Source organism: Thalassobacter sp. 16PALIMAR09, from assembly GCF_000765485.1.
Lineage (GTDB): Bacteria > Pseudomonadota > Alphaproteobacteria > Rhodobacterales > Rhodobacteraceae > Thalassobacter > Thalassobacter stenotrophicus.
Window position 1 is genome coordinate 512,827 of sequence record NZ_JHAK01000001.1, and the last position, 17,678, is coordinate 530,504.

General features: G+C 58.8%; 19 protein-coding genes and 1 tRNA gene. 11 read left to right on the forward strand and 9 right to left on the reverse strand.

Annotation, left to right across the window (positions count from 1 at the left end):
* Positions 1 to 6: 6 nt before the first annotated feature.
* Positions 7 to 615 carry a CDP-alcohol phosphatidyltransferase family protein gene (locus tag PM04_RS02500; protein ID WP_038003325.1) on the reverse strand — a complete coding sequence of 203 codons (609 nt, stop codon included), beginning with the start codon at positions 613 to 615 and terminating at the stop codon, positions 7 to 9.
* A 165-nt stretch (positions 616 to 780) separates the two neighbouring features.
* Here PM04_RS02500 and PM04_RS02505 point away from each other — a divergent pair.
* From PM04_RS02505 to PM04_RS02515, 3 genes are all read left to right on the forward strand, one after another.
* Positions 781 to 870, forward strand: a tRNA-Ser gene (locus tag PM04_RS02505).
* Between the two features lie 437 nt (positions 871 to 1,307).
* Positions 1,308 to 1,790: a CIA30 family protein gene (locus PM04_RS02510; RefSeq protein ID WP_038003864.1), complete on the forward strand. Its 483-nt coding sequence runs from the start codon at positions 1,308 to 1,310 to the stop codon at positions 1,788 to 1,790.
* Between the two features lie 9 nt (positions 1,791 to 1,799).
* Positions 1,800 to 2,009 (forward strand): TIGR03643 family protein, encoded by a 210-nt coding sequence (locus PM04_RS02515; protein ID WP_038003327.1) that lies wholly within the window; start codon positions 1,800 to 1,802, stop codon positions 2,007 to 2,009.
* 57 nt (positions 2,010 to 2,066) lie between these two features.
* On the opposite strand, the gene PM04_RS02520 is transcribed toward PM04_RS02515, so the two are convergent.
* Positions 2,067 to 3,308 (reverse strand): FAD-binding domain-containing protein, encoded by a 1,242-nt coding sequence (locus PM04_RS02520; RefSeq protein ID WP_038003329.1) that lies wholly within the window; start codon positions 3,306 to 3,308, stop codon positions 2,067 to 2,069.
* Positions 3,309 to 3,502: 194 nt separating this feature from the next.
* Here PM04_RS02520 and PM04_RS02525 point away from each other — a divergent pair, with 194 nt between their 5' ends.
* Entirely contained in the window at positions 3,503 to 3,820 is a 318-nt protein-coding gene (locus tag PM04_RS02525; RefSeq protein ID WP_052068402.1) for a hypothetical protein, read from the forward strand.
* A 23-nt stretch (positions 3,821 to 3,843) separates the two neighbouring features.
* Here the strand turns inward: PM04_RS02525 and PM04_RS02530 are convergent, their stop codons facing one another.
* Entirely contained in the window at positions 3,844 to 5,169 is a 1,326-nt protein-coding gene (locus PM04_RS02530) for a type VI secretion protein ImpB (protein ID WP_038003332.1), read from the reverse strand.
* A 148-nt stretch (positions 5,170 to 5,317) separates the two neighbouring features.
* Between PM04_RS02530 and PM04_RS02535 the strand changes: the two genes are divergently transcribed.
* Both PM04_RS02535 and PM04_RS02540 read left to right on the forward strand, forming a co-directional pair.
* Positions 5,318 to 5,710, forward strand: a complete 393-nt coding sequence (locus tag PM04_RS02535; protein WP_038003335.1) for a dihydroneopterin aldolase — start codon at positions 5,318 to 5,320, stop codon at positions 5,708 to 5,710.
* 48 nt (positions 5,711 to 5,758) lie between these two features.
* The gene (locus PM04_RS02540) at positions 5,759 to 7,192 is read left to right on the forward strand and encodes a DUF6880 family protein (RefSeq protein ID WP_038003338.1); all 1,434 of its coding nucleotides are present in this window, start codon (positions 5,759 to 5,761) and stop codon (positions 7,190 to 7,192) included.
* 27 nt (positions 7,193 to 7,219) lie between these two features.
* On the opposite strand, the gene PM04_RS17315 is transcribed toward PM04_RS02540, so the two are convergent.
* The 3 genes from PM04_RS17315 to PM04_RS02560 are packed head-to-tail and all read right to left on the reverse strand — an operon-like array spanning position 7,220 to position 10,113.
* The gene (locus PM04_RS17315) at positions 7,220 to 8,290 is read right to left on the reverse strand and encodes an enolase C-terminal domain-like protein (RefSeq protein WP_052068403.1); all 1,071 of its coding nucleotides are present in this window, start codon (positions 8,288 to 8,290) and stop codon (positions 7,220 to 7,222) included.
* Position 8,291: 1 nt separating this feature from the next.
* On the reverse strand, positions 8,292 to 9,344 hold the full coding sequence (locus PM04_RS02555; protein ID WP_038003345.1) for an AbrB family transcriptional regulator: 1,053 nt from the start codon (positions 9,342 to 9,344) through the stop codon (positions 8,292 to 8,294).
* A gap of 31 nt (positions 9,345 to 9,375) precedes the next feature.
* On the reverse strand, positions 9,376 to 10,113 hold the full coding sequence (locus PM04_RS02560) for an SDR family NAD(P)-dependent oxidoreductase (RefSeq protein ID WP_038003347.1): 738 nt from the start codon (positions 10,111 to 10,113) through the stop codon (positions 9,376 to 9,378).
* A 150-nt stretch (positions 10,114 to 10,263) separates the two neighbouring features.
* On the opposite strand from PM04_RS02560, the gene PM04_RS02565 reads away from it, so the two are divergent.
* The 5 genes from PM04_RS02565 (at position 10,264) to PM04_RS02585 (ending at position 15,141) form a co-directional block, all read left to right on the forward strand.
* Positions 10,264 to 10,944, forward strand: a complete 681-nt coding sequence (locus tag PM04_RS02565) for a GntR family transcriptional regulator (RefSeq protein ID WP_052077285.1) — start codon at positions 10,264 to 10,266, stop codon at positions 10,942 to 10,944.
* Positions 10,945 to 11,021: 77 nt separating this feature from the next.
* A complete protein-coding gene (locus PM04_RS02570; protein WP_233486470.1) occupies positions 11,022 to 12,011 on the forward strand; it encodes a tripartite tricarboxylate transporter substrate binding protein in 990 nt (329 codons plus the stop codon).
* A 75-nt stretch (positions 12,012 to 12,086) separates the two neighbouring features.
* Entirely contained in the window at positions 12,087 to 12,533 is a 447-nt protein-coding gene (locus tag PM04_RS02575) for a tripartite tricarboxylate transporter TctB family protein (protein ID WP_038003349.1), read from the forward strand.
* Positions 12,534 to 12,581: 48 nt separating this feature from the next.
* The gene (locus PM04_RS02580) at positions 12,582 to 14,108 is read left to right on the forward strand and encodes a tripartite tricarboxylate transporter permease (protein ID WP_038003352.1); all 1,527 of its coding nucleotides are present in this window, start codon (positions 12,582 to 12,584) and stop codon (positions 14,106 to 14,108) included.
* 4 nt (positions 14,109 to 14,112) lie between these two features.
* The gene (locus PM04_RS02585; RefSeq protein WP_161785699.1) at positions 14,113 to 15,141 is read left to right on the forward strand and encodes an Ldh family oxidoreductase; all 1,029 of its coding nucleotides are present in this window, start codon (positions 14,113 to 14,115) and stop codon (positions 15,139 to 15,141) included.
* Here the strand turns inward: PM04_RS02585 and PM04_RS02590 are convergent.
* The 3 genes from PM04_RS02590 to PM04_RS02600 are packed head-to-tail and all read right to left on the reverse strand — an operon-like array spanning position 15,138 to position 17,661.
* Entirely contained in the window at positions 15,138 to 16,412 is a 1,275-nt protein-coding gene (locus PM04_RS02590; protein ID WP_038003355.1) for an aminotransferase class V-fold PLP-dependent enzyme, read from the reverse strand. The genes PM04_RS02585 and PM04_RS02590 overlap by 4 nt on opposite strands.
* Positions 16,409 to 16,876, reverse strand: a complete 468-nt coding sequence (locus PM04_RS02595) for a PaaI family thioesterase (RefSeq protein ID WP_038003358.1) — start codon at positions 16,874 to 16,876, stop codon at positions 16,409 to 16,411. The genes PM04_RS02590 and PM04_RS02595 overlap by 4 nt, the downstream gene beginning before the upstream one ends.
* Positions 16,876 to 17,661 (reverse strand): enoyl-CoA hydratase, encoded by a 786-nt coding sequence (locus PM04_RS02600; protein ID WP_038003361.1) that lies wholly within the window; start codon positions 17,659 to 17,661, stop codon positions 16,876 to 16,878. The genes PM04_RS02595 and PM04_RS02600 overlap by 1 nt, the downstream gene beginning before the upstream one ends.
* Positions 17,662 to 17,678: the final 17 nt, after the last annotated feature.

A 17,678-nucleotide genomic window follows, 5' to 3' on the forward strand; every position in this document is an offset into this window, starting at 1 on the left:
GTCCTTTCAGTCAGTGAACACCGCGCGCGCAAGCAAAACGCGTGATCCGGCGGTGATGAAGCAAAGCGCGCCAAACACCCAAGCGAGTAGCGCGAAATATGAGGGGAACAGGCATAGGGCGACGAAGAAGGCGATGGTTTCAAATCCCTCAAGCAGCCCGCCCGTGAAGTACAGCGATTTGGCGCCGCGTTTTGTGGTCTGCATCCCGCGTTTTTCCGCGAGGATCGCGTAGCCCAGAAACGAGGCCCCATTGATATAGAAACTGGTCAGCAAAAAGGCCCCTGCCGCACCGTTCGTACCTGGGTCCGCAAGGACAAATGCCAAAGGCACCGCCCCGTAGAATAGAAAATCACTCGTGATATCGAGGTAGCCGCCAAAGTCAGTTTTGCGCGTGGCGCGGGCAACAGCGCCGTCCAGACCATCTGCGATCCGGCTCAGCAGTAGCGGCACCAGCGCCATACCCGGCGTACCGATCGCGATCAGAACAGCCGACAAAAGCCCCAACCCCAGCCCAACCAGAGTGACCGTATCAGCCCCAACGCCTACCCGCGCCAACCCCTGCCCCAAACGATTGAGCGGCGGATCGATCAGCGGACGGATTTGGGCGTCAAACATGGGACGTCCTATGGTTGGAGGCACGTTGGGCGTCCGGTGTGCAACGGCCACGCGCACAAGGCAAGATGGACACACGCAAGTGTGACAAAATCTTGGTGTCGGAATGGGCCATTGCACCTCTGGCAGAATCGGACGCGCTGCCGTAACCCGTGCTCACCACCTTGCGGAGACTTGGCAGAGTGGTCGAATGCACCGGTCTTGAAAACCGGCGACCGTTCACGCGGTCCGAGGGTTCGAATCCCTCAGTCTCCGCCATATTTACTGATAGTTTTGCGCACATCAATAATGGTGGCGTTAAAGGTTTTGGGCTCTGATCGTTAACGCCACTGACTGGCTATTGATGCCATTTTATGTCTGCAACACTCCGCCCGTCCGGCGCCGACTTACCCTATAGGCTTTGGTTATTGGTCATCCGGTAATCCTTACACCTTACCACATTTCAAAAAGCTATGGCGTTAGAACGCAACGAGCGTTCTGCTCTAACCGCAGCAGCAAAGCGTTCTTTTACTTCGTCTCTTATCCAAGATCGTTCATACGATAAACAAATGGACTGATCGGTTGCGCCTTTCGATTTCAGCGAATGCGTACCCAAACCAATTGATCCACACGACTTTGATAATGACAGTCAGAATAAGAGGAGCGCCGCTTTGCATCACGCAAAGACGACCTACCTATCCCAAATGGAAAAAAGCATGGAAACACAGCGCCTGATCCCAGCGTGGGAATACGTCTCGGATACCGTGATGGGTGGCATGTCAACCGGCGGTTTGCGGACTGAGGCCTATCAGGGGCGCTCGGCCAACGTGCTGCGCGGGGACGTTTCGCTCGATAACAATGGTGGGTTCGTGCAGATCGCTGCGGATCTAAACGCGGACGGCAGTATCTATGACGCCAGCGCTTGGAACGGATTCGAACTGCTCATCTGCGGGAACGATACCGCTTATGATTTCCGCCTGCGCACGGATGCTTTGCGCCGTCCTTGGCAATCCTTTCGGACCGATTTCATGGCGCCCAGCACATGGCAGACAGTGCGGCTACCCTTTGACCAGATGATCCCGCACAAAACAGATGCGGCATTTGACCCTGCCCGTCTGCGCCGCATTGGCATCCTTGCGATCGGTCGCGCAATGCGTGCCGAAATCGCAGTTGCCGCCGTACACCTGTATCGCAATTAGGCTTATAAAATGAACGACCCCCTTCCCGACGCTCACCGCAGTGAAATTATCGAAATGGCGCTCTCAGACCACGTTAGCTTTGCCGATATTCAGCGTGAGTATGGATTGGCCGAAAAACAGGTCAAAGCGCTTATGCGAGAGAGCCTGAAGCCCGGCAGTTACCGCGCGTGGCGCAAACGGGTACGCGATTTTGGCGATCGCCGTGCAACCTACAAATAGCTTAGAAACACAGGTGCACGGACGCGTTTCAAAACCGCTCTGCGATTAACATTATCGCTACAGTGAAAACCCAAGAGACGCCAAAACCTTGGGCACAGCCTTTTTCATTGCGAAAAACCCCTTGGTGGCATGCGGCCACGCTAAGGCGTCGAAATCACGACGAACGGGTATCAACCGGATGCCGGCAGCATCTAAATCCCCCTGCGCGTTGTTCAGGGCCGTCGCGACAGGCCCGACGGTCGCGTACCCCGTGACAACTGTCTTGGTGTTGTGGGCTGCACAGGCCTCAATAATGCCCTCAGCCCACCCCTTATGACCAATGATGGGATTGTCACCACAGGCATCCCGCATCGCCTTGGTCGCAAAGTGATGCGCAACTTCACCTAGGGCGAGCGGTGATCTGCCTTCTGTCGTGAGCGCGCCTATCGTGGCGATTGGCGCATGCGGCAGCGCATGAGCGATCTGCATATCGTCCTCTGTCACCAACAACAAAAAGTCCTTGGGAACGTCGCCCACACCCACAGCGGCAGGGAGCGGTTTGCGCAAATGCTCGGCTGGGTCCTCTATGGCCTCTACGTTTGTCAGCAACTGATGTGTGGGGCAAAATCGACCATGTGTGAACTTTGAAATATTCGACACCCGCGCGATGTACGGACGACCCTTTGTTTGTATTCCCGCGACCCACCGCCATGCCAACGTGTTTGAGGCAGGATCGCCATCCATCAAATGTCGCAAGAAGAAATCCGCGCCCAATTCCCACGGCAACTTCAGGGTGAAAATCCAGATTGACGCAAACCACATCCGCGCATGGTTATGCAGATAGCCAGTGGTCACCAGTTCCTCCGCCCACGCATCGAAACACGCGATACCGGTCTCACCAGCACAGGCTTGGGCATATTGCGCGGACAGACGGCGGTCTTTTCCCACGCTTTTGAGCTGCCGGCGCAGCCCCGCTTGATAAGCTGGCCATACGGTTGGGTGATGCTCCAACCAACCCTTAAAATAGGTCCGCCAAAACACCTCATGGACAAAGCTTTCCGCTTTTTCATAGCCATGGGTCCGGAGCATAATGTCCAGAACCTCGTGCTCGGTGATCAACCGATGCCGGATCCACGGAGAAAGAGCGGATACATTGGCACGATGCGCAGCGCCAAGATCATAGTTGCGACACCGGCCATAGAGATCACCCGTACGATCCGCAAAGGCCGCAAGCCGCGCCAGCCCCGCCGCGCGGGTTGGTGTGAAATCAGGGCGTTCGGTCTTCATTGCCAGATCATCGATGAGGTCTTTTGTTTTCATGACGTGGTGCTCTGGGTGTGATTGCGCAGGTCAGCGGGGCAGAATGGATATCGAGCCTAGATAAAGGGAACGGCTCGCTTGATGCGCCCTGACGTAGCAGCGAACACCCAAGCGTCGAGGCCTTCTGCCTGCGACAATCACGCGATTGCCGCCAGCCTATGCGCGCTAACTCTCCCATCAACCAAGGGGCAGAAATGACAGAAAACAAACCCAAGACAGCGGACCTCGTGTCGCGCTATAGCGTCCTGACCAAAGAGACGATGCCACAACTCGCGCGCACCAGCCACACACACTGGCCCGTGCGCAACGACCACTGCTTTCAGCGCATCGTCCTAGACGCTGTTTGTGGCGATGTTTGGTACGATCATGTTGCCCGCCCCGCGTACAAACACCTAAGCCGTGAACAGGCCGTACATGCCGTCGCCCTGTGCGAGGATATCATTGCGGGAGACGCAGACCTTGCTGCATTAAATGCACAATCCTTGGTGTGGCGCGGCAAGCGGCGACCTTAGGTGAAGGCCGGGAAATACGCGACCTAGAACGTGCAAAAATGCGTGTCCTCGTCCGCGCCGGTGGCGCCCTCAAAATCCGCGGCCTCTGGAATGCGGCCAAAGGCAATTTTGCCGCCTACATATCCCCCTGGCACCGTTTCATGAGCCCCAAGCGACAGCGCCTTGCCCCCAAACCGCGCCCGCACCTGATCCATTGTATCGCTGATGGTTTCCCAACGGGCACGGTCGCTTGCATCGTTTGACATCATATCAAACAAATCGCCTGTTATATCCGCGTCGCCGTCCAACCCGTGCAACACCACCGAAACGGCATGAGGGGTAAAGGTCAGATGCCTTCGCGCCTCTGCCAAACCCTGCGCAAGGGTTCGGACAAAACTGCGGTCATCGCGGGACGGTTGGAACTGACCTTCCCAATTCCACCGAAGCGCCTCGGCGCTTTTGATGTGGGTGGATCGCAGGCGTTGACTGCGCAAGGAAAGCGATAGGCGTGATGCGCGCAGATCAGCGCGACGCAACCGGCGCGCGGCCCCAGCAAGCAACTGGCGCGCACAATCCTCGACCTTATCCGGGGTCCGCCAATCGGCGGGCAATACGCGGCTATGACCAAACATCCGCTTGCGGGTGGCCGCGCGGGGCGCGTGGGTGCCATGCAATTCATGCCAGAACCGCTCTCCCTCTACATTGCCCCAAATCGCGCGGGCCTGTTTGGGCGCAAGGGCCCAAAGACCGTTAAAGTCATGCACACCAGCCGCAGCCAGCCGTGTTATCATCCCCTCCCCGAGACCCGGCAGTTTACCAAGCTTTAGATCCGCAAGTTGGGCGGGCAGCATCGCGGGGTCCAACACAAGTGTGCCATTCGGCTTGTGCCTTTCTGCGGCGATTTTCGCCAACAACTCCGTCGGGGCCATCCCGATTGAGCAGGTCAAAACGGGGCTGAATTCACGGGCCAATGCCGTCTTGATCCGCTTGGCCAAGACCAAGCACTGCCGCCCCTCGCTGGGCAACAGGGCGCACACGACCTCATCAATGGATCGGACGTGCTGGATCGGCACGACGGTTTCAATCACGGCCAAAATCCGTTTGTGCAGGCGCACGTAGACATCAGGCCGGGCCACAACGAAAGTCATGTCAGGGAGTATCGCCCGTGCCTCACGCGCAGGCATATTGTTTTTCACGCCTAACGCCTTGGCCTCACGACTGACAGCGATGCACCCGGTATGGACGGAATCGAGCGCCAGCACCCCAATCGGCTTGCCCCGCAAATCCGGGTTGAAGTACTGCTCAGCCGAGGCGAAAAAGCTGTCAAAATCCAGATATAGCCGCTCCGGCAGGTGGGGATTGTCGGACATGCTCACCCTCCTTTCGGGCGTTTGTTGGATGCGGATGTCAGAAAGTAATACCGGATGTGCCCAGGAACAGGGCCAACAGGTTGCCAACCCCCTGATTGCCGCTATCTGCTGGTCTCTGCAAGGGCCGCAGTGGAGAGCGTAACCAGACATGACAGCCACCAGCACAATCGAATTGCGCGACATGATCCTGCCGACGGACATTGGGACCTATGGACCCGATGAACCTGTGCCCGATCATCACCTTTTGGATCTTACGATTTCGGTTGCCCCGGCGCGCGTTCTGATCCCCAATGACGGGATGGACCACGTGTTTGACTATGATCCGTTGATCGCTGCCATTCAGACCCTCGCCAAGACAGGCCACCGCGAAACCCAAGAATGGCTGATCACCCAAATTGCCCAGCTCTGCGCTACATTTAACGACATCCAAGGTGTGGACATTTGCCTGCGCAAATTCCCAGTCGCCCACGCGAGCGGGACATTGGGCGTGCGCCTGACCCTGCAACAGGACGATCTGACCGCCCTGCGCGACCCGCAATAACCGCGAAAGTCGGTTGCAAAGCCCCCTCCTGAAAGCCCATCGTTTCCTATGTCCAAAAAGACCCTGAATGCGGCCAACCTTGCGGCCCTCGGCGCCGACCGCTTGGCTGATCTTCTGATCGAAGTCAGCACCGGAAGCGCCGACATCAAACGCCGGCTACGGATGGAGTTGAGCCATAACCTTGGCCCGGAAGAGTTGGCCCATGATGTGCGCAAACGATTGGTCTCGCTCCGCAAATCCAAAAGCTACGTCAGCTGGCGCAAGCGCAAAGCACTTGTGACCGACCTAAACACACAGATCGCTATGATCGTGGACAAAATCGCGCCGGATGACCCGAACACAGCGTTTGAATTATTGTGGCAGTTCATGGAACTTGCACCCTCGATCTATGCGCGCGCGGATGATCGTCGCGACGATATAGAAGACGTGTTTCAAGCCGCCCTCCAGCATTTTGAAAACATCGCCCCCCGCGCCCAGATGGACCACGCAGCCTTAGCTGAGCGTGTGTGGTCCGCGGTATCGGGCAACGCGCATGGTGAGTGGAACGATATCATCAGGCTCTTGGCCGAAACGTTGGGCACGGACGGGCTGGATGTGCTCAAACAACAAGTGCAGCAGTATCGCGATGCGCCTGGCTCCGATACGGGCTCGGAGCATGAGGCTTTTGAATTCTTGCGCTCCCTCAGAGGGGATCGAGACTACCGTGCCGAGCGACGCCAAGCCTTGGTGCGCAAGTGCCTGCAAGAGATTGCCGAGGTCAGCGGCGATACAAATGCCTATATTGCCCAGTTCACGCCCGATGACCTGCAACGCAAATCTGTCGCGGCCGAGGTCGCAATGTTGAAGGTATCAGTGGGGCAAGCCGAAGACGCGCTCACCATTTTGGAAAACGCCGAGCGGTCTCGTGGCACCTATGGCCAAGACGCATGGGATAGCGCGTATATCGACACTCTGTTGGCGTTGGACCGCACCCAAGACGCACAAGCACACCGCTGGGCCTGCTTCGAGGATAACTTGAACGCATCGCACCTGCGTGCCTTTCTCAAAGTTTTGCCAGATTTTGACGACGTCGAGGCCGAGGACCGCGCGCGTGCGCATGTTTTGACCTATCCGAATTTGGCGGCAGCCTTGCACTTTTGCCTCACGTGGCCTGACCTATTGACCGCATCTCAGTTGGTAGTTGCGCGTGCGGATCAGCTTAACGGTGAGGACTATGAGTTCCTGAACGGAGCCGCGGATACCTTGCGCGCGCAATACCCTCTGGCCGCCACCCTGCTGCTCCGTGCGATGATCGACTTTGCCCTGTGTTCAGGTCGCACGTCGCGGTACGGACACGCGATCAACCACTTGCGCGATTGTGAGGCGCTTAGCCTTGAGATCATCGACTACGGCGATGTGCAAACGCACTCTGACTATCGCGAAGCGCTGCAAACGATTCATGCAGGCAAATCAACATTTTGGGCGCGGATGGAAAACATGTGAGGCCTACATGGATTTGGCCGAAGCACCCTATCCTATCCGACACGCGGCCAAGCCCGCCTCATCAGGTGATAGGCCCAGCCCCGGTTTGTCGGGGACATGGATTTGACCATCAATCATGCTAATGCCTTCTGGCATCAAAAGCCGGACGATCCGGGATTGTGCCCGGTGCAGCTCTACCGCGCCCGACGCCAGCGCACCGCAGACCCAATGCAGGTTGATGATGTCCCAGCCCCCCGCTGGTGATACGTTCGCGCCCAGTTGCGCGGCACCTATAGCCGGGCCAAAGCCCCCGATGAACACCGCGTTGGGTTGGAGCACCTTTACCCCTGCGCCCGCCAATAGCCCAAAGCGTTCGAGGCTTTGTTCCATCTGTCCCGCGCCGAGCGGCACGCCCTGCCCCGCAAGCGTCGCAAGGCCTGCAGTGTCGTTGCCGCGCACAGGCTCCTCCAACCATGTGAGGTTCAGATCGCCCGCACCGCGCAAGAATGCCAATGCGGCCTCCACGTCCATCCGGCAATTGGCGTCTGCGATCAACTCTGCCCGTGGGCCTATGGCATCGCGCACCGCGCTTAGCCGGGCTAGGTCTTGAGCCACCGTCCTACCCTTGGCAGCGATCAAGACCTTCACCCCAAGGGCACCGGCAGCGACCTCGCGCCCGCAGCTTTCGACCAACGCGTCGGTGTCCAGTTCCGGAAATCCGCAGGTGACATGAACCGGGGCCGCGCGTCGCTGCCCCCCAAGCAGGGATGCCACGCTTTGCCCCGACCGTTTGGCGCGAATATCCGTGAGCGCGATGTCCAAAGCCGACAGCCCTGACACCACGACCCCACCCATCTGCCTTGGATTGAACTGCTTGGCGATGTCGCCGACGGGGTCGTGCGAGCCGCGGTTCAGGACATCGGGCACCACGCGGTTGAGGAAATGTGCGACCTCGGGCGCAAGAAACCGTCCCGTTACGCCCGTGCCTTCAACCCCATCTGGGTCGCGCAGCAGCAGCCTGACAAAGGTAAAGCTGTCCGCACCGGAATACGGCCCCGGATCCTCTGGACCACCCACCGGGCAATGCACAGACGCCTCAACATGCCACGTAGAACCCACTTTATTGGTCCCCCGCCCTAGGTCCGGAAAACCCCAACAGCCGCGCCGCGATGGGCGAACACGTCAGGATAAAGAACACCCGGATCACGTGATGCAAAACGACAAAGCCCAAATCCGCCCCAACAACGATGGCCAAAATCGCCATCTCTGCCTGTCCGGCGGGGGCAAAGGCCAAGAAGCCATCCAACGCCGGGGCAAGTCCCATCAGGATCACGGCCTCGGCGAAGGCCGCAGCCACAGCGGCTACGATCACCACATAGACCAACCCCGCGAAGGCGTCTTTGCGCAGCTCGGCCAACGTGACCCCGGCATAGCCCGCACCTAGCCCCATCCCGATAAAGAACTGTGCGGCCAAGATTGCCTCGGACGGGGGGCGGTAATGGATGACATCCCCAAGCGATAACGCCGCCGCAAGGACCATCGGCCCGATGATAGCTGCGCCAAAGATGCCGATCCGCGCCGCGACCTGCCAACCGATGATGGCGGCCCCGGCCATGATCACCAACTCATGCAGGGGCAGCGTCGCCGCTGGCGCGCCAATTGGGTTGTCGAGGTCGGCCCCGAACCCCACCACCATGATAATCGGTGCCACCAACACAATAACCAACAACCGCGTTGCATGGATAAGGGTGAGCGTGCGGACATTGGCACCAGACTCCTCTCCAAAGGCCGTCATTTCCTGCAAACCACCGGGCATGGACGCAAAGAAGGCCGTGGGCCGATCCAGCCCATACACCCGACGAAAGAACGGAATGCCGATGCACGCGATCACAATCACATAGACCGGCACCATCGCGAGCGAGATCACCATTTGCGGCGCGCGCTCAATCAGCTCTGGCGTGATTGAGGCTCCGATCGCGACCCCAAGAACAGTGCGCATCAGCGTCCCGATTTTGCCCGGCTTGGCCACGGGCATTCCAGCCAAAGCCGCCAGCAGACAGGCACCCAACGGGCCGAACAAGAACGGCAGCGGAGCACCCAGCCACAACAGGATTAATGTGCCCACGCCCGACAAGGCGATCGTCCCAGCAATGCCCGATATATTGCCCATCATGTGCCGCCTACTGGAGTGTATTTCTGTGCATCTAGGTTGTCTCACCACCATTAACGGCGATCATCTGGCCGGTTACAAACCGCGCCTCAGGTGAGGCCAGATAGCCAACCGCCGCTGCGATATCCTCGGACGTGCCCATGAAGCCCGCCGGGATACTGCCCACGCGCTTGGGGTCTTGCGTGTCCCCGCCATCCTTGGCGATTTGCCCCGGTGAGATCGCATTTGCGGTGATCCCCTTGGAAGCGAACTCAGTGGACAGCGCCTTGGTCAGCCCCCAAACCCCGTGTTTGGCGGCAGAAATCGGCGCCCCCTCAAAATAGCCTTTGATCGCCTTCATCCCCGCAAAGTTGATGATCCGGCCCCACCCCTGTTCGACCATACCGGGCAGAAACGCCCGCGCAGTTCGGAAGGAACCTGTCAGCGCAACATCCACGACACCATTCCAATCGTCATCCGACATTTCCAGGAACGGCTTGTGCGGGCGTCGGGCCGCGTTGTTGACCAGAATATCAATCGTGCCGAACTGCGCCAATGCAGCCTTGGTGATACGTTGGACGTCTTGTGCACCGCTCATGTCGCCCATCGCGACCATGGCCTCAACACCGTGCGCGCGCACGGCCGTGGCGGTTTCTTCGCAGGCCTGCGCATTGCTGGACCCGTTGACCACGACATTCGCCCCAAGCTGCGCCAGCCGAACCGCAACGCCCCGTCCGATGTTCTGCCCTGAGCCGGAAACGAACGCCGTCTTCCCTGTAAGTGTGCGATCCATAGGCAGCCGCCCTCCTGTTGCAGTCCGCAAAGCAGACGTTACGTTAACTCTCTCATTTGGGTACTGAGGCTTAAGGGGTTAATCAACGAAATAATGTTGACAATCGACATTTAATATTGCTGCATACGCATACCAGATTGGGGGGACATCATGGTCAACGATCTAGAATTGAAGCGAAAAAAGCCACTCGTCCTAGAAGTGAGGGATGAACTGGAGCGAATGATTCTGGGCGGCGAAGTCCCTGCTGGTGAGCGATTGAATGAACAAACTCTTGCGGCTTTGATGGGCGTCAGCCGCGCCCCTGTGCGGGAGGCTGCCCGCTCACTGGAAAAAGACGGGTTGGTCACAACCGTCGCCAATAAGGGCGTGTACGTACGCAAGCTGACCTTGGATGACGCGCTTGAGCTGTATGAATTGCGCGCCATGGTGTTTGGCTATTTGTGCGCACGGGTCGCGGCCACCGGCGACGATCAAGCCCTTGCTGACTTGCGCGCCAGCCTGACCCGAATGTCCGAGGCTGCCGAGCGTGAGGACGAAGGTACCTACTTCACCGAAAACCTCGCATTTCACGACAAAATTGCAGAAGCCGCCGACAGCAGACGGGTGGCCGAACTGTATATCAGTCTTTGCAAAGAAGTGCGCCTGATGCGCCTGCGGGTTCTGAGTGGCCCATTGGCGTTAGAGGTCTCAAATCAAGAGCACGATGCGATTGTCCGCGCGATTGAAAGCGGGGACATCAAAGCCGCAAGTCGCGCTGGTAGCCAACACCACCTGAACGGCAAACAACGTCTTTTGGGCACCTACAGCCGCGATCGAGGCGCACAAACATAACAACACGACCCCAAATGATCACAGGCACAAAAACCGCCGGGTCATTCGCTTTCTTTTGGATATAGGGAGGAAAATCCATGGAACTGACGAAAACTCTTGGACGCCGGATGTTGGGTGCGGCTTGTGCTGCGGCCATTGCGGCACCACTGGCCGTCGCGACACCTGCGATCGCACAAAGCTACCCATCCGCAGACGAGACGCTGGATTGGACCATCGCGTTCGGCCCCGGTGGCGGCAACGACATCATGGCCCGCAGCATCATCGAAATTCTCAACAAGTACGACCTGTACGATGGTGAGATTTCTGCCGAAAACCGCGCGGGCGGTTCAGGCGCTGTGGGCTGGGGCTATCTCTATGGCCAAGACGGCAACGCCTACGGCATCTCGACCACATCGGGCAGCTTTGTCACCACCCCGCTTCAGGCGGATACACCGTGGCAACCCGAAAGCTTCACCCCCGTAGCCCTTTTGGCAACCGATGACCTGGTGCTGGTTGTAAACGGCGACAGTGAGATCGACACGATCGACGAATTCATCGCAAACGCCAAAGCCAACCCCACGAATATCGGCGGCACCGGTTCGGTCAATGTGGACTTCATCGTGCCCACGCTGTTTGCGGAGAAGGCAGGGTTCGAGTTCGATTACGTCTCGTTCAACTCCATGTCCGAGCAGACGACCGCCCTGTTGTCCAACGCGCTTGATGCGATGGTCGGCAACCCCGGTGAGATCCTCGGTCTCATCGAGTCTGGTGATCTGAAACCACTGGTGTTCTCTGGCCAAACGACGCCCGCCGCACTTGAAGGCGTCCCAACAATGGGAAGCATCGGCTTTGACATCGGTGTGTCGATGCCACGCGGTCTGATCCTTGCTCCCAACGCCCCAGCAGAGGCACAGGAGTGGTGGATCAATACCATGAAAGAAGTCGTACAGACGCCAGAATGGGGTGAATATATCTCCAGCAACACGCTGACCCCCACGGTTCTGTATGGTGAAGACTTCCGCCAGTTCCTCGTGAACACAAAGAACGGCTTTGAGGTTGTTCTGCGCGAAGTCGGCGCAATCGACTAAGCCCACTTTGGCGAATATGTCGTCGGCCCCGAAAGGATTGGGGCCGACGACAAGACCCAACAGGACATCAAGATCATGCGCGTCGCCTTCTTTGTCGTTCTCCTCGCGGGGGCGATCTTCTACTCTTATGTGGCCTATGCCGACCTCAACTTCTTGACGCGGACGGGCCGGCCGGGTCCGGGATTTTTCCCGCGATTGATTGGCACCGCCGCCATCATCTTCACGCTTTGGACCCTCGTTGAGGAACTGCGCAAAGCCGAGCGCGAGCGTACCGATCCCAGCAAGTGGAAAGACGTCCTGATCCTGATGGGACTGGCCTGCAGCTACGCTGTCCTTTTGAAGCTGTTCGGTGGCTTTGTGGCGACAGTGATCTTCCTTGGCGCGACTTTGATGCTGCTGAACCGGGCACAACCCATCAAGAACGTCCTTGTCGCGACCCTTGTGCCAAGCGGCGTGTACCTGCTGTTTGACCGCGTTCTGAACGCCAACATGCCCCCGGCGCTGTTTGAGTTACCGATATGACCCTAACGCCCTATTGGCTGCGCGCCACCCTTTTGCCGGAGTAGACCCATGGATATCTTTGCGGACCTGATGATGGGGCTGTCGGTTGCCATCTCTCCGATCAACATTCTCTACCTTTTGATCGGTGCTATTGTCGGCATGATCGTGGGGGTTATTCCTGGGTTCGGCCCCTCCGCAGGACTTGCGATCTTGTTGCCGGTAACGTTCGGGATGGACCCGATTGGCGCGATCATGATGCTGGCGGCGATCTACTACGGGGCGATGTACGGCGGCACGATCACATCGATCCTGCTGAACACTCCGGGTGAAAGCGCCACCGTCGCCTCGACCTTCGACGGATTTCCATTGGCCAAAAACGGCCGCGCGGGCCCTGCCCTTGTGATGCAAGCTGCCGCGTCATTCGTTGGCGGGACCGTCGGCGTGATCTTGATCACGATCCTCGCACCGCTGTTTAGCCAAGTCTCCCGCAGCTTTGGGCCACCGGAATACTTCCTATTAGCAGTGATGGGGATGCTCACCCTGTTGGTCATGATCGGCTCCAACTGGAAGCTCGGCGTGATCTCAGCCCTGATCGGCTTTGCCCTTGGCACCGTCGGCGTCGATTTGGAAACAGGCCAAGGTCGCTATACCTTTGGCTCCGCTGAATTAATTGGGGGCATCTATTTCATCCCAATTGCCATCGGGCTCTTCGGCTTGGGTGAGCTGTTCTACGCCTTTTACAATGGCCTGCACAAAACCGGCACCGGCGGGATCGTACAATACGACAATGAGGAACGGTTTTGGCCCACGGCTCAGGATTGGCTTTCGACACGGATGACAATGGTGCGTGGCTCGGTTCTAGGGTTTGTGGTGGGCGTGATCCCCGGCGCCGGCGCGACCATTGCCTCGCTCATGGCGTATTCAACGGAACGCTCCCTGTCCAAAAACTCTGAGAACTTTGGCAAGGGTGAGATGGCAGGCCTTGTGGCGCCTGAAACCGCCAACAACGCCGCCTCGTCTGGGGCGATGATCCCGCTGCTGACGCTGGGCATTCCCGGTTCAGCATCCACAGCGGTTCTTTTGGCCGCGTTCATCATGTGGGGCCTGCGCCCCGGTCCGTTGTTCATGGAGCAGAACCCCGAATTTGCTTGGGGGCTGATTGCCTCCATGTACCTTGGGAACATGGCGCTTTTGGCGATCTCGATCTTTGCGATCCCGCTGTTTGTACAAATCATCAAGGTTCCCTACCGGATGCTGGCCCCTTGCATCGTCGTGGTTTGCGCGCTTGGCACTTTTAGCGTCCATGCCAGCTTTGTTGAGACGTATTTGATGTTCGCCGCTGGCATCGTCGGGTTCTTTATGCGGCTTTATGGTTTTTCGCCTGCCGCGTTAGTGTTGGCCCTCGTGCTGGGGCCATTGGCGGAGGAAGCCTTGCGCCAAACCATGACTATTTCCCGTGGCTCGTTTGCCATCTTTGTGGAACGCACGCCGTCCCTATGGATCATCGGAGTGACGCTCACATTGATCGTGTTGCTGCCGATGCTGAACCGGTTCGGCAAGCCTAAGGTCGACCAAACGGCGAAGGCGGATGGATAGCACCATGCCACGGCTCCCCGAGGGGGAGACACGCGCGTTAGTTTCGAGGGCCTTTAGGGCAGCCAAGATGCAGGCCGACATGGCCGATGACGCCGCTGAAATGCTTGTTCGTGCCGAAATGATGGGCATCCGCACTCACGGTCTGGCCCGTGTGCCAGCCTATGTGGCCCGCTTGCGCGACGGTGGGGCGAACCCTAACGCCGTGCCGATCATCCACGCCCCGGCCCCCGCCTTGCGCCATGTGGATGGTCAAAACGGATTGGGAGCCGCCGTCGCGATCCGAGCCACCCGCGCCGCGATTGAGGCCGCCCGCGAGGTGGGAATGGGCGCCGCGTTTTGCCGGGCCTCAACCCATTTGGGGGCCCTAGCACCGCAACTACTATGCGCCGCAGACGCGGGTTTTGCCGCAATATTCACGACCAATACATCCCCCATGATCGCCCCGCAGGGCGGCAATCGCGCGGTCATCGGCAACACGCCCCTTGGCATTGCCCTGCCCGATCCAAGCGGCCAACATGTCATCCTTGATATCGCGATGTCTGTCGCGGCAAGGTCCAAGGTCCGACAAGCGGCTGCCAATGGCACACCGATCCCGGACACCTGGGCCACAGATGCGGACGGCATCCCGACGACCGACGCAGCAGCCGCAATGAAGGGTTTGATGCAGGCGATTGGCGGCGGCAAAGGCGCTAACCTCGCGTTGTGTCTTGATCTGCTTGCGGGCGGCTTGTCCGGCGCCGCGATGCTATCCGAGGTGCCAAACGCCAACCTCAATACCAGTGCGACAGCAAATGTTGGCCACATGTTTATCGTGATCGATGCTGCGAAACTGATCCCGCCTGACACCCTTGGCACTCGGATCAACGATGCGCGCACGTTGGTGCGCAATAGCGCGGTCCCCGGCACCGAAACGAACACGCCGCGCCTGCCCGGTGCGCGGGCCCTTGCCTCACTCGCGTCTGCGCGCAAGGAAGGGATCGAAATCGCAGCAGACCTGCTGGACAGCCTTACGGCTCTTGCAGAAGACGCCTAGGACGCGGCGTCCGTAATCTCCCGCATCGCTTGCAGGAACTGAGCGACCTCAGCATCACTGTTATAGTGGCACATGGATACACGCACCGCAGCCTCCATCCCTAGGGGATCAAGGATGTTGCCCGAATAGTGATCTGCCTTGCGGGTGTGGGTGCGGATACCGCGCTCACGCAGTTGCGTGACCACATCAGGGGCGGCAATTCCATCCACAGTGATGGACACAAGGCCCTCACGCTGCGGGTTGTCAACGCCGCCGATGATCGTGACGCTTGGCATATCCGCCAGCCCAGTTTGGTTCCCAACACCGTGGATCATTCCGTCGGTCAGGCCTTTTTCGTACGCATGAATGGCCGCACCTGCCGCTACGATCCTCGCGCGTTTATCGGTGGCGTTAGACACCTCTCCACCCAGCCAATCGAAGTAGTCCACCACGTCCGAGAACGTCACATAGGCGCCCGTATCGCGGGTCCCGAATTCCCACGGATCACCGGGGGCGTCGATCAGATGCTCGTGCTTGAGCGCGTTCAAACGGTCCGACACCCACGCAACACCGTAACCATGGCGCGAGAATACCTTGTACGGCGAGACCACATAGCCGTCGATGTCGTAGCTTGCGATATCAAGCCGCCCGTGGGCCGCGTGCTGAATGCCGTCGACGATGATGATGCACTCGGGCGCAACCTTGCGGATTTCGGCGGCGATGGAGGCCACATCAACCCCCATGCCCGTGACGGGCGATGTGTGCAGGATGGTGGCCACACGCGTGTCTGGCGTAACCTCAGCTGCATATTCGGCCGCCGTGACAGAGCCGGTCGCGTCGTTGTGTGCCACCAAAACGTGGTCTTTGCCGACAACCTCACACCAGTGGCGCGCCGCACTGCGGGTGGCTGGGTGTTCAAGCGTCGTACCCAAAACACGGCCCGCCCCTGTGGCAACACACGCCGTACGGACCAGGCGGAACAACAACTCCGTACCGCTTTCGCCCACGAAAAATTGCCCCTCGGGCGCGTTGAAAAAGACGGCCATGTCGGCCTTGGCTTTGTTGATCAACGCCACAAGCGCATGGGCTGCGGGATTGTCGCGGCCCTGATTGTCAGGGATGGCCGCAAATTTGGCCGATGTTTCAACAACCGAATTCAGCGTCAGCGCGCCCCCGGCGTTTTCAAAGAACACCCGTTCGCCCTCAAACGGGCAGCTGTCGACATGGGCAAAACGGCCCCTGATTTCAGACAAAAGTTGAGGGTTAATCTCGGACGTAAGCTGTTCAGTCATCCCGGCATTTTCCATGTTGCTGTGGCCAAGGCCGCAAGTTTCCCATCCGGCCCCATAAGACGGCTTTCCATAAAGGACAAGGACCGCCCCTTCTTTGTAAACCGTCCCTCGCAAGTGACCAGCCCCTCCATCACGGGGCGCATGAATTGGACCTTTAATTCGATCGTAGCCCCAGCACCTGCGATTTTATTCACCAAGTGCCCCATCGAGATATCCATCGCCGAAGCCATAACCCCGCCATGCAACGACCCTTGCGGGTTGCGCAGCATATCTGTGACCTCAAACGTCAGGCGACAGACCTCTTTGTCCGCATCCGGGGCCTCGGCGGGCAGATATTCGAAGTTTAGGCCAAGGAACCGAGCAAAGAAAAAGGTCTCGAACGCCTGTTCGTGGCTTTCGATGACCTCTTCCATGTGCTCTCGAACGACTGCCTCGTCTACACGGGCAGGACGATCATCCGCCATTAGGCACCCACGAACTGGGGCTTGCGCTTTTCGAGGAAGGCACGACGCCCCTCTACGTAGTCTTGGCTGTCAAAACAGGCTTTGACCCGGCGGGCGCATTCCTCTTCGTCGCGCTTGCTTTCGTCCTTCAGCGTCTCACCAACGATGAATTTGACCGAGGCCACGGTCATCGGCGCGTTGGCCGCGATCATCTTGGCGGTATCCTCGGCCACCTGGGCGACGTCTTCGTCCTCGACCACGCGGTTTACCAAGCCCATGACCCGCGACTCTTCGGCATCAAACCGGCGCGCGGTGAAGAAGATTTCCTTGGCAAAGGACGGACCGACCACGTTTACAAGGCGGTTGATGCCCGGGAACCCATATCCAAGGCCCAGCTTCGCGGCAGGCACAGCAAACTGTGAGCCCTTGCCGCAAATCCGCATATCGCAGCTCAGCGACAGCGCGACGCCGCCACCGATGCAAAAGCCGTTGATCTGGGCGATGGTGGGCTTGGGGAACGCTTCGAGCTTGTCATAGACCCGCTTGGTCGTGGCGTTGTAGCGCGCAACGCCCTCCTCGCTGGCGCGCTCGCTTTCGAACTTTGAGATATCGGCCCCCGAAACAAACGCCTTACCACCCGCACCCGACAGGATCAGAATGCGAACCTCGGGGTCGACCTCAAACGCATCAAGCGCCGCCTCGACCGCCTCCCACATCTCAAGCGAAACGGCGTTCCGCTTTTCGGGTTGGTTAAAAATAATGCGGGCAATATCGCCCGATTTTTCGGTGATGATTTTATCGGTCATAGTCTCGTCCGTTGGTA

Bases quoted from the DNA above. Each gene is read 5' to 3' on its own strand.
- PM04_RS02500 (WP_038003325.1), bottom strand. From the start codon at position 615: ATGTTTGACGCCCAAATCCGTCCGCTGATCGATCCGCCGCTCAATCGT.
- PM04_RS02510 (WP_038003864.1), top strand. From the start codon at position 1,308: ATGGAAACACAGCGCCTGATCCCAGCGTGGGAATACGTCTCGGATACC.
- PM04_RS02515 (WP_038003327.1), top strand. From the start codon at position 1,800: ATGAACGACCCCCTTCCCGACGCTCACCGCAGTGAAATTATCGAAATG.
- PM04_RS02520 (WP_038003329.1), bottom strand. From the start codon at position 3,308: ATGAAAACAAAAGACCTCATCGATGATCTGGCAATGAAGACCGAACGC.
- PM04_RS02525 (WP_052068402.1), top strand. From the start codon at position 3,503: ATGACAGAAAACAAACCCAAGACAGCGGACCTCGTGTCGCGCTATAGC.
- PM04_RS02530 (WP_038003332.1), bottom strand. From the start codon at position 5,169: ATGTCCGACAATCCCCACCTGCCGGAGCGGCTATATCTGGATTTTGAC.
- PM04_RS02535 (WP_038003335.1), top strand. From the start codon at position 5,318: ATGACAGCCACCAGCACAATCGAATTGCGCGACATGATCCTGCCGACG.
- PM04_RS02540 (WP_038003338.1), top strand. From the start codon at position 5,759: ATGTCCAAAAAGACCCTGAATGCGGCCAACCTTGCGGCCCTCGGCGCC.
- PM04_RS02555 (WP_038003345.1), bottom strand. From the start codon at position 9,344: ATGATGGGCAATATATCGGGCATTGCTGGGACGATCGCCTTGTCGGGC.
- PM04_RS02560 (WP_038003347.1), bottom strand. From the start codon at position 10,113: ATGGATCGCACACTTACAGGGAAGACGGCGTTCGTTTCCGGCTCAGGG.
- PM04_RS02565 (WP_052077285.1), top strand. From the start codon at position 10,264: ATGGTCAACGATCTAGAATTGAAGCGAAAAAAGCCACTCGTCCTAGAA.
- PM04_RS02570 (WP_233486470.1), top strand. From the start codon at position 11,022: ATGGAACTGACGAAAACTCTTGGACGCCGGATGTTGGGTGCGGCTTGT.
- PM04_RS02575 (WP_038003349.1), top strand. From the start codon at position 12,087: ATGCGCGTCGCCTTCTTTGTCGTTCTCCTCGCGGGGGCGATCTTCTAC.
- PM04_RS02580 (WP_038003352.1), top strand. From the start codon at position 12,582: ATGGATATCTTTGCGGACCTGATGATGGGGCTGTCGGTTGCCATCTCT.
- PM04_RS02585 (WP_161785699.1), top strand. From the start codon at position 14,113: ATGCCACGGCTCCCCGAGGGGGAGACACGCGCGTTAGTTTCGAGGGCC.
- PM04_RS02590 (WP_038003355.1), bottom strand. From the start codon at position 16,412: ATGACTGAACAGCTTACGTCCGAGATTAACCCTCAACTTTTGTCTGAA.
- PM04_RS02595 (WP_038003358.1), bottom strand. From the start codon at position 16,876: ATGGCGGATGATCGTCCTGCCCGTGTAGACGAGGCAGTCGTTCGAGAG.
- PM04_RS02600 (WP_038003361.1), bottom strand. From the start codon at position 17,661: ATGACCGATAAAATCATCACCGAAAAATCGGGCGATATTGCCCGCATT.